We start from the raw sequence: 14,155 nt of genomic DNA, 5'->3' as shown, positions 1-14,155 counted from the left end.
GCATCACCTCATCGGCACTGGAAGTCGTCAGCACCCACCGGCCCGCAGCCGTCGCCCCAGCGACCGGTCTGCCGCCAGTAGTCGGCCACGCCGGCCTCGACCAGCAGCTTCTTGAAGTCCGGATGCCCGCGCAGGCCGGAATACGGGGAAATCCAGAAGTCGGCATAAGGGTACTGGGTCATGTTGCCTTCCTTGAATCCGTCCCGGGTTTCAAAATGCTCGCGCAATGCGGTCACGGCCAGATCGGCGTCGTCCAGCGCATCGGCTATGTTGACCAAGACGTAGGGGGGGCCGCCGTAAGCCTGGTCCGCGACAGCCTTGCGCACGAGGCCGAGCATCGCCTCGCGACTATCCAGCACTGCGCCCAAGTCGTGGAAGAACGGCGTGTCGAAAGCCCGGCTCTGTTGCAGCAAGCGACGGTGCAGCTCGCGCAATTCCTGTGGCCCGCCGGGCCGCTTGCCGGCCAACTGGCGGATGAAGGCGACGTAGTCCGGCTCCACCTGGCTGCCTTCCAGTCCCTGGCCACGACGGTATTCGGCCTCGGCGTCCTCGTAGCGGCGCGTCGCGGTGTAGTCGTACTGCAGGTCGCGCGAGAGGAACAGCGCCATCGGCTCGACCGCGCGCACCTGCTCGACCAGCGCCACGATCTCGTCCAGGTGGCCCATGGCGAAGATCATGTAGCTGTAATCCCAGACGCGCTCCTTGGTCAGCGGGCCGGAATCCACGATTTCCTTCGCCAGGGCGATGGCCTCGGCGCGTCGGCCTTCGCGCCACAACGCATTGGATCGGTCGCGCCTGGCCACCCAACTGTCCGGCGCGATGCGGGCGATGCGCTCACGGACCTGCAGCGCCTCGGCGCGCAACTTCTCGGCCTGCGAACCGCCGACTTCGTATGCCATCGCGCCCAAAGAAACGGCCAGCGCATCCCAGCACAGCACGCATTGCGGATCCAGCGCCACCATTTCGCGCGCAAGCCGCAGGCGTTCGCGATCGTGCGCGAAATCGTACAGCTCCCGCATCACGATGCTTCGCCAGCGCAGGAAGCGCTCGTAGGCCTCCACGTTGGTCGTGCCGCCCTGCTCGCGGTTGAACGTCGCCACGTCCAGCTTCACGCTCAGGGCCTGGGCCACGTCGCGCGAGACCTCCTCCTGCACGGCGAACATGTCGCGCGCCTCGCGCGCGTAGGTCTTCGACCACAGGTGGGTGCCGTCGTCGGCACGGACCAACTGCGCGGTGACGCGCAGATCGTCGTCGTCCCTGCGCACGCTGCCTTCCAGCAGGTAGGCGACGCCGAGCTTGCGGCCGATGGAGCGCAGGTCCTCGTTCCTGCCCTTGAACGAGAAGCTCGATGTGCGCCCCACCACCTTCAGCGACTGCGACTGCGCCAGCTGGTTGAGGATTTCCTCGGCCAGGCCATCGGCCAGGTATTCCTGGTCGCGCGCCCGGGAAAGGTCGGCGAACGGCAGCACCGCCAGCGCGGGCGGAGCTGCGGCTGCAGGCGCATCGGCCGGAGCGGCGGGCGCCGCCCGCTCGTCCTGGCGCGACAGCCAGGCGGCGACGGCGGCGGCCAGCAGCGCCACGGCAGCGATGGCGGCGAGCCAGGGCCAGCGCACCCGGACCGGCTCCGGACCCGCTGCCACAGCGGGCGCGGCCGGCATTGCCGCCACTGCCTCCTCCACTCCGGCAGCGTCGTCCCCGGTTCCCGCCATCGCACCAGGCAACGGCTCGGACAGGGGCAGGTCGAAGCGATAGCCGACCCCGTACACCGTATGCAGAAGGCGCGGGTGCAGCGCGTCTTCGCCCAGCGTCTGCCGCAGCAGGCTCATGATCCGGTTCAGCACGCTCTGGGTGACGTGCCGGTGGCCCCAGACCGCATCCAGGATCTCGTCGCGGGTGAATACCCGGCCAGGCGATCCGGCCAGCAGCGCGAGCACGGCGAAGGCCTTGGGTTCCAGCGCCTGCTCGCGGCCCCCGCGCGCGAGCCGCCGGCCGGCGAAGTCGATGACCAGGTCGTCGAAGGCGAGGCGATCCGGAGCAGGCTGCGGCATACGGTTCCCAGCGGGCAGACCCCACCCGGCCAAGTATAGGAGGGAGTCCGCCCGGCCGGCCCGGGCCCTTCCTGAGCCATTCCTCAGCAACCTGCGACTCGCCTGCGACTGGCCTAAAGACTGGCCCACGCCACGGCGGGAAGCTGGCTGCACCGGGGACGACCCCGGAGGAGAGCGCCGAACGAGCAAGCGCGGACCGCAGCCCCTGCCAGGCCGCGACCCGGCGGACGAGGGGATCTCCGTTCCGGACATTTCCGCCGGCCAGGATTGCCTGGTCCAAACGCCGTGCGCCAGCCACGCATGCGTCTTCCCGACAGCCAGCCTCCCTCGAGGGATCCCCCATGAAGAAGCCATCGCCCCGCCTCATCGTCCTGTCCGTCGCGCTTGCCGGCATCGGCGGCTTCGCCAGCCTGATGTGGCGGTCGGAGGACGCGCCCCTGGCGTACGACACCCTGCTCGACCCGGGGAGCGCGCTCTGCTCTGCGTCCGTCGCCGGCCGCCCCGCGCTGCTCGACGCCCTGGTGCTGGCGCAGACCGGCGAAACCCGGCCTTTCCCGGTGCCGCCAATGAAGGCGGCCGATGGCGCGGTACCGCTGTACGACAACCTCGGCCGGTTGAGCCTGAAGGTCGGCACGCAAAGCACCAAGGCGCAGGCGTACTTCGACCAGGGCCTGCGCTGGGCATTCGCGTTCAACCACGCCGAGGCGCAGCGCGCGTTCCAGGCCGCGCAGAAGGAAGACCCGAAGCTGGCGATGGCGCATTGGGGCGAGGCCTTCGTGCTGGGACCGAACATCAATGCGCCGATGCCGCCCGAGGCCGTGGCGCCGGCGTTCGCGGCGCTGGCAAAGGCGGTGGAACTGGCGCCGGCCGCGCCGGCGAAGGACCGCGCACTGATCGCTGCGCTGCAGGAGCGCTATTCGGCCGATCCCGAAGCCGACCGCGCCACGCTGGACGCCGCCTTCGCCGACGCGATGCAAGCCGTGGCCAGGAAGTACCCGGACGACGACACGATCCAGACGCTCTACGCGGAAGCCATCATGGACACGCAGCCGTGGGACTACTGGGAAGCGACTGGAACCCAGCCCAAGGGCCACGCCGGCGAGATGCTCGCGGCGCTCGAGAAAGTCCTGGCCCGCAACCCGGAACATCCGGGCGCGATCCACCTCTACATCCACGCCATCGAGGCCTCCGCCTGGCCGGAACGCGGCCTGCCGCATGCCCGGCGCCTCGCCGCGCTGATGCCGGGCGCAGGGCACATCGTGCACATGCCCGCGCACATCTACTACCGCATGGGCCTGTTCAAGGAGTCGCTGGAGGCCAACAAGCGGGCGATGGCCGCCGACGAGGCGTACTTCGCGACCTCGCCGTCCGATCCGCTCTACAAGGCGGCCTACTACCCGCACAACATCCACTTCGTGCTGGTGTCCGCGCAGATGGGAGGCGACGGGGAGACCGCCATCGACGCGGCCGGCAAGCTCGACGCCTCGCTGGCCGACGAGGTCGTCGCGGAATTCCCGCTGCTGGAGCCGATCAAGGCCGCGCCCTACCTCGCGCACGCCATCTTCAGCCCGCCGGCGGACATCCTCGCGCTGAAGGCTCCGGCGGAAAACCAGGTGGTGGTGGCGGCGCTGGCGCACTACTCGCGCGCGCTGGCCCATGCCGCGAAGCGGGACTTCGACAACGCCGTGCACGAGATCGCCGCCATCGAAGGCATCGAGCGCAACGCCGACTTCCAGCCCTACGTCGACTGGTACGTGCCCGGACAGGAAATCGTGCGGACCGCGCGCCTGGTCGCCACCGCCCGCCTCGCCGACGCCCAGGGCGACCTGCCCGCGGCAGCGAAGGCCTACGAGGAAGCCATCGCGGTGGAGGATTCGCTTGCCTACATGGAACCGCCCTACTGGTACTACCCCATCCGCCAGTCGCTGGGCTCGGTCTACCTGCGGCAGGGCCGGCTCGACGCGGCGGAACAGGTGTTGCGCGAATCGCTGCTGCGCTCGCGCGGCAACGGCTGGGCGCTGGCGGGCCTGACCGAGGTCTACAGGCGCAAGGGCGACAAGGCGGCGGAGAAGGCGGCGCGGCAGGCGTACGACAACGCCTGGTTCGGTGCGAAGGCGCCCGATATCGCCCGGCTATGAAGCCACCACCGACATCTACCTGGTTCCTGGAGCTTGCCACCATGCGCAGAATCGCATCCCTCAGCCTGTTCCTTCTGCTGGCCGTCTGCTCGAACGTGTCCGCCGGAAACGGACAGGAAGGCACCTTCGAGTTCGCCATCGACGCACCCTGGCGCATCGAGCCGGTGGTCGACCAGCTCGGCAACCGGTCCTACGGGGCCATCCCGATCATCATCGCGGTCACCGATGCCAACATCATCCCGTTCGACAATCCTGATGACGACAGGCAGAAGTACCGGATCGGCAACTTCTGCGAACTGAAGGTGTTCGGTGCCGGCGGCACCTGGCGGCAGAACATCGGATTCGAGCAGTTGTCGGAGATCGAGCACACCGGTCATTCCGGCACCACATGGAAGACCGGTGCCTGGGGACCAGGCTACATGGGTGGGAACGAATCGCCATCGCACCGGGTCTGCAAACCGGGCGAACCGTCCTGTGCGTCTTCGCGGACGCCGCACGGCACCAGCGAATGGTACGCGACCGCCTGGTACACGCCGGTGCCCGCCGACGGCTTCGTCCCGGGCGCGGACCTGCCGCTGACCTTGACCGCGATCTTCACCACTGGCCCGGAGGTGTCCTGCGACAGCGTGCACGACGCCGACTTCCTGTCGCTGACCAACCACGTGTCCGTCCACGCGGGCGAGGCACCGCTGCCGAGATTCGACGATCGCTGGGCCTACGGCGACCTGCACTACCACAGCCAGGGCACGGACAACGAGGGCGAGCAGGGTTACGGTTACCGCGGCACGCTCAAGGCGATGGGCGCGATCGGGCTCGATTTCGCCTTCGCGACGGAGCACGCGTCCGATTCCCTGCAGATCGTCGATGTCGATTTCGACGGCTACGGACCGATGTTTATCGGTGGAATCCAGGCAGGCTTCAGCGACCATCCGCTCATCCTGCGCGACATGAGCGCGCCGCGCTTCCGTTTCCTGCACGGCGAACTCTGGCGTCCACAGGGGGCGAACCTCGACAGCGCCTTTCGCGGCTCCAGCCCTTCGCTTCCGCCGCAGACCGTGCGTGCGCGCCGGATCGCGCCGCAGATCTTCCTCGGCGGCGAGGTGGACGTGGTGCCCGAGGTGGGCGCCAACGACAACAGCACGTCCTGGAGCTATGCGGGCGGCCAGATCAGCCTGAACGACCTCTGCGGCGGCTGGAAGCACCCGATCACCGACTGCAACCCATCCCGCCTCCGGGAACAGCGCAACGGCGCCACGATCCTGAAGGACGTCCAGGGCATCAACGAATACCACCCGGCGCGGGCGCACATGGTCTACCTGCCGCGGGACGCCGCCCGCGCTGACGCCTTCGTCTCCAGCCGCACTGGCCGCTACGGCGGCGCAAGCCGGCAGATGACGAAGGGAAGCGATGCCCTCCTGCCCGAGATCGAGGCTGGCGGGGACCGCGGCAAGGGCTACGTCTTCCTGGCCCATCCGATCCCCTTCGGCAATTGCGACGGCGGGCCACCCAACCTGCGCGGAGGTCCGGGACCCGACGTCGTCCCCTACACGAAGCAGATGCTCGACCAGGCGTTCCGTTCGCGCGCTGTCCTCGGCCTGCAGCTGTGGAACGAGGATGTGCGGATGCTCAACCGAAGCGGCGACGGCGACACCACGGAAACGGGCTTCCACTCCGACGACGACGATGGCGGCTACGGCTTCAGGAACTCGCCTCCCGGCGGGTTCGCCGACGGCGCGTTCGAACTGCAGCCCTGGCACCACCGCGACCGCCCCAGTTACGCACGCCATTGCGAGGGTGTCGAATGGATGCTGACTACCGGCACGCGTCTCTGGGACCAACTCATGCTCAAGGGCCTTTCGCCGAGTGAGACCGCCTCCATCGACTGGCTGCCCGCGGGCGATCCGCGGCGGTTGTTTATGGCCGGCGGCTCGGACGCCCACGGTGACCTGAACCACCACCGTGCCGGCTACATGCTCGGGCTGGAACGGGTGGACGACATGGCCATCGGCAAGCCGCGCAACCTGGTAATGGCGGGCAAGCCGCAGACTGCGTTGAATCGCCTGGGGCTCTCGTCATCGCGCCATGTCAGCCCGCGTGGCCGCGAAGCCTTGGCCGACAACCGCGCAACAACAGCGGGAGTTGAGAACTCCACCGGCGGCGCTGGCGCCACAGGCCCCACGGGTGTCCCCGCTGCGACCAGCGTCCTCGATGATCAGGTCAACGCCTACAGCCAGTCGCAGATCGTGGCAGCGCTGGCCGAAGGTGCATTCTCGGTCACCGACGGACCGGCACTGCGCATTGCGATCGACAGGAACGGCAACGGTCGCATCGATGACGCCGACACACCGATGGGCGGGATCATCGAGACCTACGGCGATGTCACCCTGCCGTTGCTGGTCGAGTGGCAGTCGAACGAAGAATGGGGGCCCGTATACCAGGTCGACCTGATCGTTGGAATCAGCACTCCGCATTCCGCAGCCGGCCGGTTCGAAGAGGTATTCGCTCCCTTCAACAACGGACCGCGCACGCGCCTAACCCAGGCCAGCGAACAGGTCGAGCACACCCGGAAAATCGATGACAACCGCACCTTCGTCAAGCGCAGGGGCGAGTACTATTACGACGATCCGACAGGAGGCCTGATGCGTTTCCAGCCAGCCTCGTTCTCCGGAACCCGTCGAATCGACCTGCCGCTCCAGGCTTTCTCCGTCAGGCAGGCGATCCGGGGCGGCCGCCTGGTGCTCCCCGAGCGGATGTTCGTCCGCGCCTATGCGCGCTCGGTGCCCATGGTCGGCAGCAGCGGAACCTGCGCGGTCGACCCGAAGATCGGGCGCTGCATCCCGCGCTACGCGTTCGCCAATCCGGTGTGGGCCATCGCCGGCCCGGGCTCGGCGACGACCTGCCCACGGAACCGGCCACGGGCGATCGACAGCGACGGCGACGGTTTGCCCGACGGTTGCGACCCCTGCCCGCATACCAGCCAATCGTTCTGCCCGCCGGCGCCGAGGGACCGCCCACCGGTTCTCCGCGAGGACAGGCCAGTGCGCTGATGGACGCAGCGGGCACTGGGAGGAGCCCTGCGCGCCGGGGCGCACGCATGGCACGCCGGCGCACGCGCTGAACTCGATGCCTGCGTCGCACCCCGTCGCTGCCATCCTGCCAGCCCTGGCCGGGCGGGTCCGGATCAACGGCTCACCCGCAAGACCCACCGGCAGATCGCTGACCAGCTGCCGGTGGCACCGTCAGCACCTCCCCTAGGGCATCAGCGTATCCAATCTCCCGCAAGCCTGGCCCGATGCGGTGGCGCGGCGGTGGAACGGGCGGCGACGGAAGATATCGGGCCATGGGATGCCAGCCGGGCGATATCGACAAACCGATGCGCCGATCGGCTGAGTCCCGGAAGAAATCGGGGCTCAGCCGCGCGGTTCGCGCAGAAAGCGGGCCATCGACACGCCCGGCTGCGTCGGGGCGAACTCGCCAGCGACGTCGACGAAGCCGCGCATCACCGCGACCTCGCGCGGGCTGCGGTTGAGGGTGTCGCGCAGGTCCGGGTCGGCGCCGGCGCGCAGCAGGCGCTGGACCACGCCGCGCAGGCCGTGCAGCGCGGCCAGGTGCAGCGGGCCGAATCCGCGCGGGTCCTGCGACTCCAGTGACACGCCCTCCTCCAGCAGCCGCTCCAGGCCGGCCAGCACCACGTTCTCGTCGCAGGCGCTGCCCGGTTCGGCGCGCGCGCCCAGCAGCAGCAGCAGCGGGGTCACGCCGCCGGCGGCGGGCATGTCCGGCTCGGCGCCAGCCAGCAGCAGGGTGTCGAACAGGGCCAGCAGGCGCGCGCGGTCGCGGCCCGTAAAGCCGTACAGCGCGGCGCAGTGCAGCGGCGCCAGCCCCTGGCTGTCGCCGGCGTCGATGTCGGCGCCGGCGGTGAGCAGGCGCGCAGCGATGTCGGGCAGGCCCAGCGCCGAGGCCAGCATCAGCACGGTGACCCCGCCGGGCAGGCGGTGCTCGAGGTCGGCACCGGCGTCGAGCAGCGCGGTCACGATCGCGGTCTGGCGCATGCTCACCGCCGCCGACAGCGGGGTGGCGCCGCTGTGCGCGGCGTGCTGCGGGTCGGCCCCGCGCGCCAGCAGCAGGTCGACCGCGGCGGCATGGCCGCCACCGGCTGCACGCAGCAGGCCGGTGCAGCCCTGGGCGTCGACCGCGTCGACCGGGAAGCCGAGTTCGAGCAGGCGCCGCACCGCGTCGGCGTCGCCGGCCATCGCCGCGGCGACCACGTCGGCCTCGCGCAGCGGCCGCTTCGGCAGCGGCCACACGCGCCAGTCGAGCCAGTCGGCCAGGTCGCGGCGGCCGCTGGCCAGGGCCACGCCGAGCGGGGTCTGGCCGTCGGCGGCGCGCGCATCGGGCGAGGCGCCCTGCGCGACCAGCCGTTTGAGCGCCGACTCGCGGCCCAGCGCGGCGGCCAGGTGCAGCGCGGTCATGCCGTGGCCGTCGCGCACCTCGCGGTCGACTCCCGCATCGAGCAGCGCCTCGAGCAGGCGCAGCCAGCCCAGCCGCACTGCCAGCGACAACGGCGGATCGCCGCCGTCCGCGGCCGCGAACGGATCGGCGCCCTGCAGGAACAGGTCCAGCGCCAGCTGCTCGTTGCCGCGCGCGACCTGGTCGCGCTGCACGCAGGCGGCGAGGAGCCGGGCCAGGCCGCCGGCGCCGGCCGGCGATGCGCCGTGGCGCAGCAGCACCTGGACCGCGGCGGCAGCATCGCCGCCCTGGTCGAGCAGCGCGGTCAGCGCGGTTTCGCCTTCCGCCGCCGTTTCCGGGTCGGCGCCATGCGCCAGCAGCCACTCCACGGGCGCCGGCTGCGTGCGCAGCGCCGGGTCGTGCAGCAGGCCGCCCAGTTCGGCCGGCGCGCACAGCCGCGCCAGCGCCGCCAGGCCTTCCATGCGTCCGGCCTGCAGGCCGTCGCGCAGCAGCGCCAGCGGCGGGCGTTCGTCGATCGCGCTCTCGGCCGCGCCTTCGGCCACCGCCACCGGCAACGGATAGTCCGGATCGAGCGCGGACACGATCGACCAGCGCCCGGCTTCGGCGGCGACGTCGACCGCGCGGCGGCCGGCGTGGTCGGCCTGCGCCGGGTCCACGCCCAGTTCCAGCAACCGCCGCACCAGCGCCAGCGAGGCCTGCTCGGCGCCGGCGGCCAGGACCAGCGCGTTGCGGCCCTCGGCGTCGGCGGCGGTCACATCGATGCGCTGCATGGCCAGGTGCTCGACCACGCCGCCGCGCAGCGCGCGCGCCGCTTCCAGCCAGGGCGTGCGGCCTGCGGCGTCGCGCACCTGCGGATCGGCGCCGGCGGCCAGCAGCGCGGCGACGATGTCGGCATGCCCGGCCAGCGCGGCCTCGTGCAGCGCGGTACGTCCCTCGCGGCCCGGGGTGGCGACCCTGGCCTTGAACTTGAGCAGCAGCTGCACCCCGGCCGGATCGTCTTCCTCGGTCGCCGCCGCGGCCAGCAGTGCCGGCTGCCCGCCCTCCGGTTCCGGGCGCGCGCCGCGCTCGAGCAGGAACTTGGCCAGCCGCCAGTTGCCGCTGACGCAGGCCACGGCCAGCGGCGAGAAGCCGTCGTGGTTGAGCGCGTCGATCTCGGCGGCGGCGTCGCGCAGCAGCGCGGCCACGCCCGGGTCGGTGCTGCGCGCGGCATGGTGCAGCGGGGTGTTGCCGTCGGTGTCGGTGGCGCGCGGATCGGCGCCGTTGGCCAGCAGGGTCATCACCGCCTCGGGGCGGCCGTGCCAGCTGTCACGGGTGGCGGCCAGCAGCGGGGTCGCGCCGTCGCCGCCGTTGAGGTCCACGCCGCGCGCGATCAGCGCGCGCAGCAGGCGCAGGTCCGGCAGCACCGCCGCCAGCGCGGCCAGGCTGCGCCGGTCGCGCTCGCCGGCCGGAGGCGCGGCGTGCGCGTCGGCGCCGGCATCGAGCAGTTGCAGCGCGCGATCGACCCGGCCACTGCGCGCGGCGGCATGCAGCTCGGCGGCCAGCTCGCCGGGGTCGGGCAGCGGCTCGGGTTCGGCGGATGGGGTGTCGGCCAGGCCGAGGAAATCCAGCGGCGCGGCCACCTCGGCCGCCGGGGCGACGCGCTGCAGCGCCAGGTGCAGGATCGGCAGCAGTGCCGCGAAGGTGGCCGCCAGCGGCCAGCGCCACGCCGCCGGCAGCAGTTCCGGCCAGGCCAGCAGCAGCACCGCGGCCAGCGCCGCGGCCAGCGCGCCGGCCACCGCCAGCCCGCGCCAGCTGCCGGTCTCCTGCTGCGGCAGCCGCCGCCACAGCGCGGCCAGGCGGCCGCCGCTGCGCTCCAGCGCGTGCCATAGCGGCCAGGTGCGCCACAGGCCGAGCAGCACCGCGCTCGCCATCGCGCTCAGGCCGACCGCCGCGCCCAGGCTGCCGCTCTCCCTCAGCGCCGCCAGCGGCCAGGCCACCACCAGCGCCGACAGCAGCAGCGCCAGCGCCCAGGCGCCCAGCAACGGCAGCCCCTCGGCGACCACGGTGCGTGCATGGACGGGCAGCGGCCGGGTGCCGCGCCACCACGACACCCCCAGCGCCAGCGCCGGCTGCGCCAGCACGCCCGCCAGCAACGCGGCCGCGCCGCCGAAGCCGGCCAGTACCGCCAGCAACACGCCGACGGCCACGGCCAGCAGCGCCGGACGCGGGACGCGCGCGCGCGCCTCAGGAGGCATCAAATGGCTCCGCACCGTCCCGCTGGCTACCGTCGGGCGCGGGCGGGAACTGCACATGGAAGCCGTGCACGGCCAGATTGGCGCGCACCTGCTCCGGATCGGACTGGGCCAGGCGGCGTCCGGGGGTCAGCGCGACCTCGAGCACGAACGCCAGTTCGCCCAGCTGCGCACGCACGGGCCCGGGCAGCCGCGCGAAGTCGTCGCGGATGGCGAGGAACACGTAGGTGTCGGCCTTGTGGCGGCTCTTGTAGACGTAGGCTTGCATGCGCGCGCGCCGCGCCTGTCTTCCATAGGGGGAACCCGGGGGATTGTGTAGGAAATGCGGCAGGCGCGGAAGCGCGAAGGCCGCGGTGGCGCGTGCCGCACCGGTTCATCTTCCCCAACGCGGGATGCACGCCGGGCTGTGGCAAACTCGCCGGCCAACCCGCCGGCCCGGCTTATTGCAGGACACGTGCAGCACGCCCTTCCACCCTCGCGCAGCGTTCCGCTCGCCATCACCGCCCATACCGCGACCACTGCGCTCGGGGCCGGGCTGCATGCGCAGCGCGAGGCGCTGCGCGCCGGCCGCAGCGGGCTGCGCCGCAACGACTTCGGCGACGCGCCGCGGCTGGACTGCTGGATCGGCCGCGTCGGCGGCCTGGAGCAGGCGCCGCTGCCGCCGCCGCTGGCGGACTGGGAGTCGCGCAACCACCGCCTGGCCTGGATGGCGCTGCACCAGGACGGCTTCATCGAGGCCGCGCGCGCCGCGGTCGCTCGCCACGGCGCTACCCGGGTGGCGGTGCTGGTCGGTACCTCGACCTCGAGCATCGGCGAGACCGAGGCGGCCTACGCGCAGCAGGTCGACGGCCGCTTCCCCGAGGCCCTGGTGCGGCTGCTGGTGCACACGCCGCACGCGCTGGGCGATTTCGTCGCACTGGCGACCGGCGCGCGCGGGCCGTGCATGACCGTGGCCACGGCCTGCTCGTCCAGCGCCAAGGTGTTCGCGCTGGCGGCGCGGATGCTGCAGGCCGGGCTGGCCGACGCGGCCGTCGTTGGCGGCGTCGATACGCTGTGCGGCAGCGTGCTGTACGGCTTCAACTCGCTGCAACTGGTCTCGGACGAACCCTGCCGTCCGTTCGACATCCAGCGCCGCGGTCTGTCGCTGGGCGAGGCCGGCGGCTTCGCCCTGCTCGAACGCGACGGCCAGGCGCGCGGCTGGCTGCGCGGCTACGGCGAATCCAGCGACGCCCACCACATGTCCGCGCCGCATCCGCAGGGCCTTGGCGCGCGCCGGGCGATGGCCGACGCGCTGGCGCGCGCCGGGCTGGAACCGGACGCGGTCGGTTACCTCAACCTGCATGGCACCGCCACTCCGGCCAACGACAGCGTCGAGGCGCAGGCGGTGGCGGCGATGTTCCCGGAGACGCTGCACGCCAGTTCGACCAAGGGCTGGACCGGGCACACCCTCGGCGCAGCCGGGATCGTCGAATCGGTACTGACCCTGCTGGCGCTGGAGGACGGGCTGCTGCCGGGCACGCTCAACAGCCGCGATCCGGATCCGGCCTGCGGGCCGCAGGTGCGGTTCGAGACCGCACAGCGCCGGATCGATTACGCGATGAACAACGCCTTCGGCTTCGGCGGCAACAACTGCTCGCTGGTGTTCGCCCGCGCATGACCGCCACCGCGCTCACCGCCGGCATCGAAGGCGTCGGCCTGTGGATCGCGCAGGCGCCCTCGTGGGCGGCCTACCGCGCGCTGCTGGCGGGAACAACCCCGGCGGCGGAAACCGCCACGCGCCCGGCGCCGGCCCTGCTGCCACCCAACGAACGCCGCCGCGCGCCGGACACGGTGCTGGTCGCGCTGGAGGCGGCGCAGGCGGCCTGCGCCGATGCCGGCCGCGACCCGGCCACGCTGCCGTCGGTGTTCGTCTCCACCTATGGCGACCTGGCGATCACCGAGCACCTGTGCCAGACCCTGGCCACCGCGCCGCGGGAGCTATCGCCCACCCGCTTCCACAATTCCGTGCACAACGCCGCCGCCGGTTACTGGACCATCGCCTGTGGTGCGGCCACGCCGGCCACCGCGCTCAGCGCGGAGTTCGCGATGGGCCTGCTCGAGGCGATGGCGCAGCTGGCCACCGGCGCGCCGGCGGTGCTGCTGGTCGGCTACGACGGCAGCGCGCCGGCCCTGCTGCGCCAGGTCGCACCCACCGACGGCCTGCTCGGCGGCGCGCTGGTGCTGGGCCCGCCGGCGCCGGGCCGGCCGCGCCTGACCCTGTCCCTGGACGACGGCGAGGCGCCGCCGCCCTCGACCACGGTCGCCGCCGGCAACGCGATGGCGCCGATGCTGCCACTGTTCGAGGCGCTGGCCCGCGGCGCGCCGGCGGTGGTACTGCCCGCCGGCCCGGGCCGCGTGCTGCGGGTGGAGCTGGCCCATGGTTGAGGCGGGCATCCGCGATGGCGGCGTGGCGGTGGTGATCCCGGCACTGAACGAGGCGCTGCGGATCCGCGAGGTGGTCGAACACACCCTGCGCCATTGCCGCTGGGTGATCGTGGTCGACGACGGCTCCGACGACGGCACCGGCGCATGCCTGGACGGCCTGCCGGTGACGCGGCTGCGCCATCCGCAGCGGCGCGGCAAGGGCGCGGCGTTGCGCACCGGCTTCGCCGAGGCGCTGGCACGCGGCGCGCGCGGCGTGCTGACCCTGGACGGCGACGGCCAGCACGATCCGGCCGACCTGCCGCGCCTGCTGGAAGCGGCCGACCGCCATCCGCACTGCATCGTCATCGGCGCGCGTCTGCGCCAGCGCGCCGCCGCGCCCGTGCACCGGCGCCTGGCCAACGCGTTCGGCGACTGGGGCGTGGCCTGGGCCGCCGGCCACCGCATCGCCGACACCCAGAGCGGGCAGCGCTACTACCCGGCCGAGGTCATCGCCCTGGACGACGTGCCCGGCGAGGACTACGTGTACGAGGCGCAGCTGCTGATCTCGGCCGCGCGCCGGCTCGGCGTGCGCTGCGTGTCGGTGCCGGTGGAGACGCGCTACCGCGGCCGCGACGGCGGCCCGCTGCGGCGCAGCCATTTCCGTCCGCTGCGCGACCTGTACCGGATCACCTCGCACGTGGTCCGCCAGGTACTGGCGCACGGCGACGTGTGGAGCGAGTACCGGCGGGTACGCGCGCAGGCGCCGCGGCTGGATTCCGGCACCTGAGCACGCCCCCGGTTATCTTCGAGGCGCCGGTAGCCGTGCGCCGGCTAGTAGTTGCCTGGTGGAGGTTCGAAAAAACTGTCG

At 72.2% G+C, this 14,155-nt stretch carries 8 protein-coding genes; 5 read left to right on the top strand and 3 right to left on the bottom strand.

The window, feature by feature from the left end:
- Positions 1-8: 8 nt before the first annotated feature.
- Positions 9-2,138 (bottom strand): winged helix-turn-helix domain-containing protein, encoded by a 2,130-nt coding sequence (locus tag WQ53_RS09375; protein ID WP_158497831.1) that lies wholly within the window; start codon positions 2,136-2,138, stop codon positions 9-11.
- A 251-nt stretch (positions 2,139-2,389) separates the two neighbouring features.
- On the opposite strand from WQ53_RS09375, the gene WQ53_RS09370 reads away from it, so the two are divergent.
- A complete protein-coding gene (locus tag WQ53_RS09370) occupies positions 2,390-4,186 on the top strand; it encodes a tetratricopeptide repeat protein (protein ID WP_201774006.1) in 1,797 nt (598 codons plus the stop codon).
- A gap of 41 nt (positions 4,187-4,227) precedes the next feature.
- Positions 4,228-7,233 carry a hypothetical protein gene (locus WQ53_RS09365; protein ID WP_052631918.1) on the top strand — a complete coding sequence of 1,002 codons (3,006 nt, stop codon included), beginning with the start codon at positions 4,228-4,230 and terminating at the stop codon, positions 7,231-7,233.
- A 363-nt stretch (positions 7,234-7,596) separates the two neighbouring features.
- On the opposite strand, the gene WQ53_RS09360 is transcribed toward WQ53_RS09365, so the two are convergent.
- A complete protein-coding gene (locus WQ53_RS09360; RefSeq protein WP_052631917.1) occupies positions 7,597-10,887 on the bottom strand; it encodes an ankyrin repeat domain-containing protein in 3,291 nt (1,096 codons plus the stop codon).
- Positions 10,877-11,152, bottom strand: coding sequence for a YcgL domain-containing protein (locus tag WQ53_RS09355; RefSeq protein ID WP_052631916.1), 276 nt, complete (start codon positions 11,150-11,152; stop codon positions 10,877-10,879). Before WQ53_RS09355 ends, WQ53_RS09360 begins: the two co-directional genes overlap by 11 nt.
- A 186-nt stretch (positions 11,153-11,338) precedes the next feature.
- On the opposite strand from WQ53_RS09355, the gene WQ53_RS09350 reads away from it, so the two are divergent.
- From WQ53_RS09350 to WQ53_RS09340, 3 genes are read left to right on the top strand one after another with little or no spacing between them, the layout of a single operon-like run.
- The gene (locus tag WQ53_RS09350) at positions 11,339-12,541 is read left to right on the top strand and encodes a beta-ketoacyl-[acyl-carrier-protein] synthase family protein (protein ID WP_052631915.1); all 1,203 of its coding nucleotides are present in this window, start codon (positions 11,339-11,341) and stop codon (positions 12,539-12,541) included.
- Entirely contained in the window at positions 12,538-13,308 is a 771-nt protein-coding gene (locus tag WQ53_RS09345; RefSeq protein WP_052631914.1) for a beta-ketoacyl synthase chain length factor, read from the top strand. Before WQ53_RS09350 ends, WQ53_RS09345 begins: the two co-directional genes overlap by 4 nt.
- Positions 13,301-14,074, top strand: coding sequence for a glycosyltransferase family 2 protein (locus WQ53_RS09340; protein ID WP_082112938.1), 774 nt, complete (start codon positions 13,301-13,303; stop codon positions 14,072-14,074). The genes WQ53_RS09345 and WQ53_RS09340 overlap by 8 nt, the downstream gene beginning before the upstream one ends.
- Positions 14,075-14,155: the final 81 nt, after the last annotated feature.

This window comes from Pseudoxanthomonas suwonensis (assembly GCF_000972865.1).
Lineage (GTDB): Bacteria > Pseudomonadota > Gammaproteobacteria > Xanthomonadales > Xanthomonadaceae > Pseudoxanthomonas > Pseudoxanthomonas suwonensis_B.
This window is presented reverse-complemented; position numbering and strand designations above follow the sequence as displayed.

Bases quoted from the DNA above. Each gene is read 5' to 3' on its own strand.
- WQ53_RS09345 (WP_052631914.1), top strand. From the start codon at position 12,538: ATGACCGCCACCGCGCTCACCGCCGGCATCGAAGGCGTCGGCCTGTGG.
- WQ53_RS09360 (WP_052631917.1), bottom strand. From the start codon at position 10,887: ATGCCTCCTGAGGCGCGCGCGCGCGTCCCGCGTCCGGCGCTGCTGGCC.
- WQ53_RS09355 (WP_052631916.1), bottom strand. From the start codon at position 11,152: ATGCAAGCCTACGTCTACAAGAGCCGCCACAAGGCCGACACCTACGTG.
- WQ53_RS09365 (WP_052631918.1), top strand. From the start codon at position 4,228: ATGCGCAGAATCGCATCCCTCAGCCTGTTCCTTCTGCTGGCCGTCTGC.
- WQ53_RS09340 (WP_082112938.1), top strand. From the start codon at position 13,301: ATGGTTGAGGCGGGCATCCGCGATGGCGGCGTGGCGGTGGTGATCCCG.
- WQ53_RS09370 (WP_201774006.1), top strand. From the start codon at position 2,390: ATGAAGAAGCCATCGCCCCGCCTCATCGTCCTGTCCGTCGCGCTTGCC.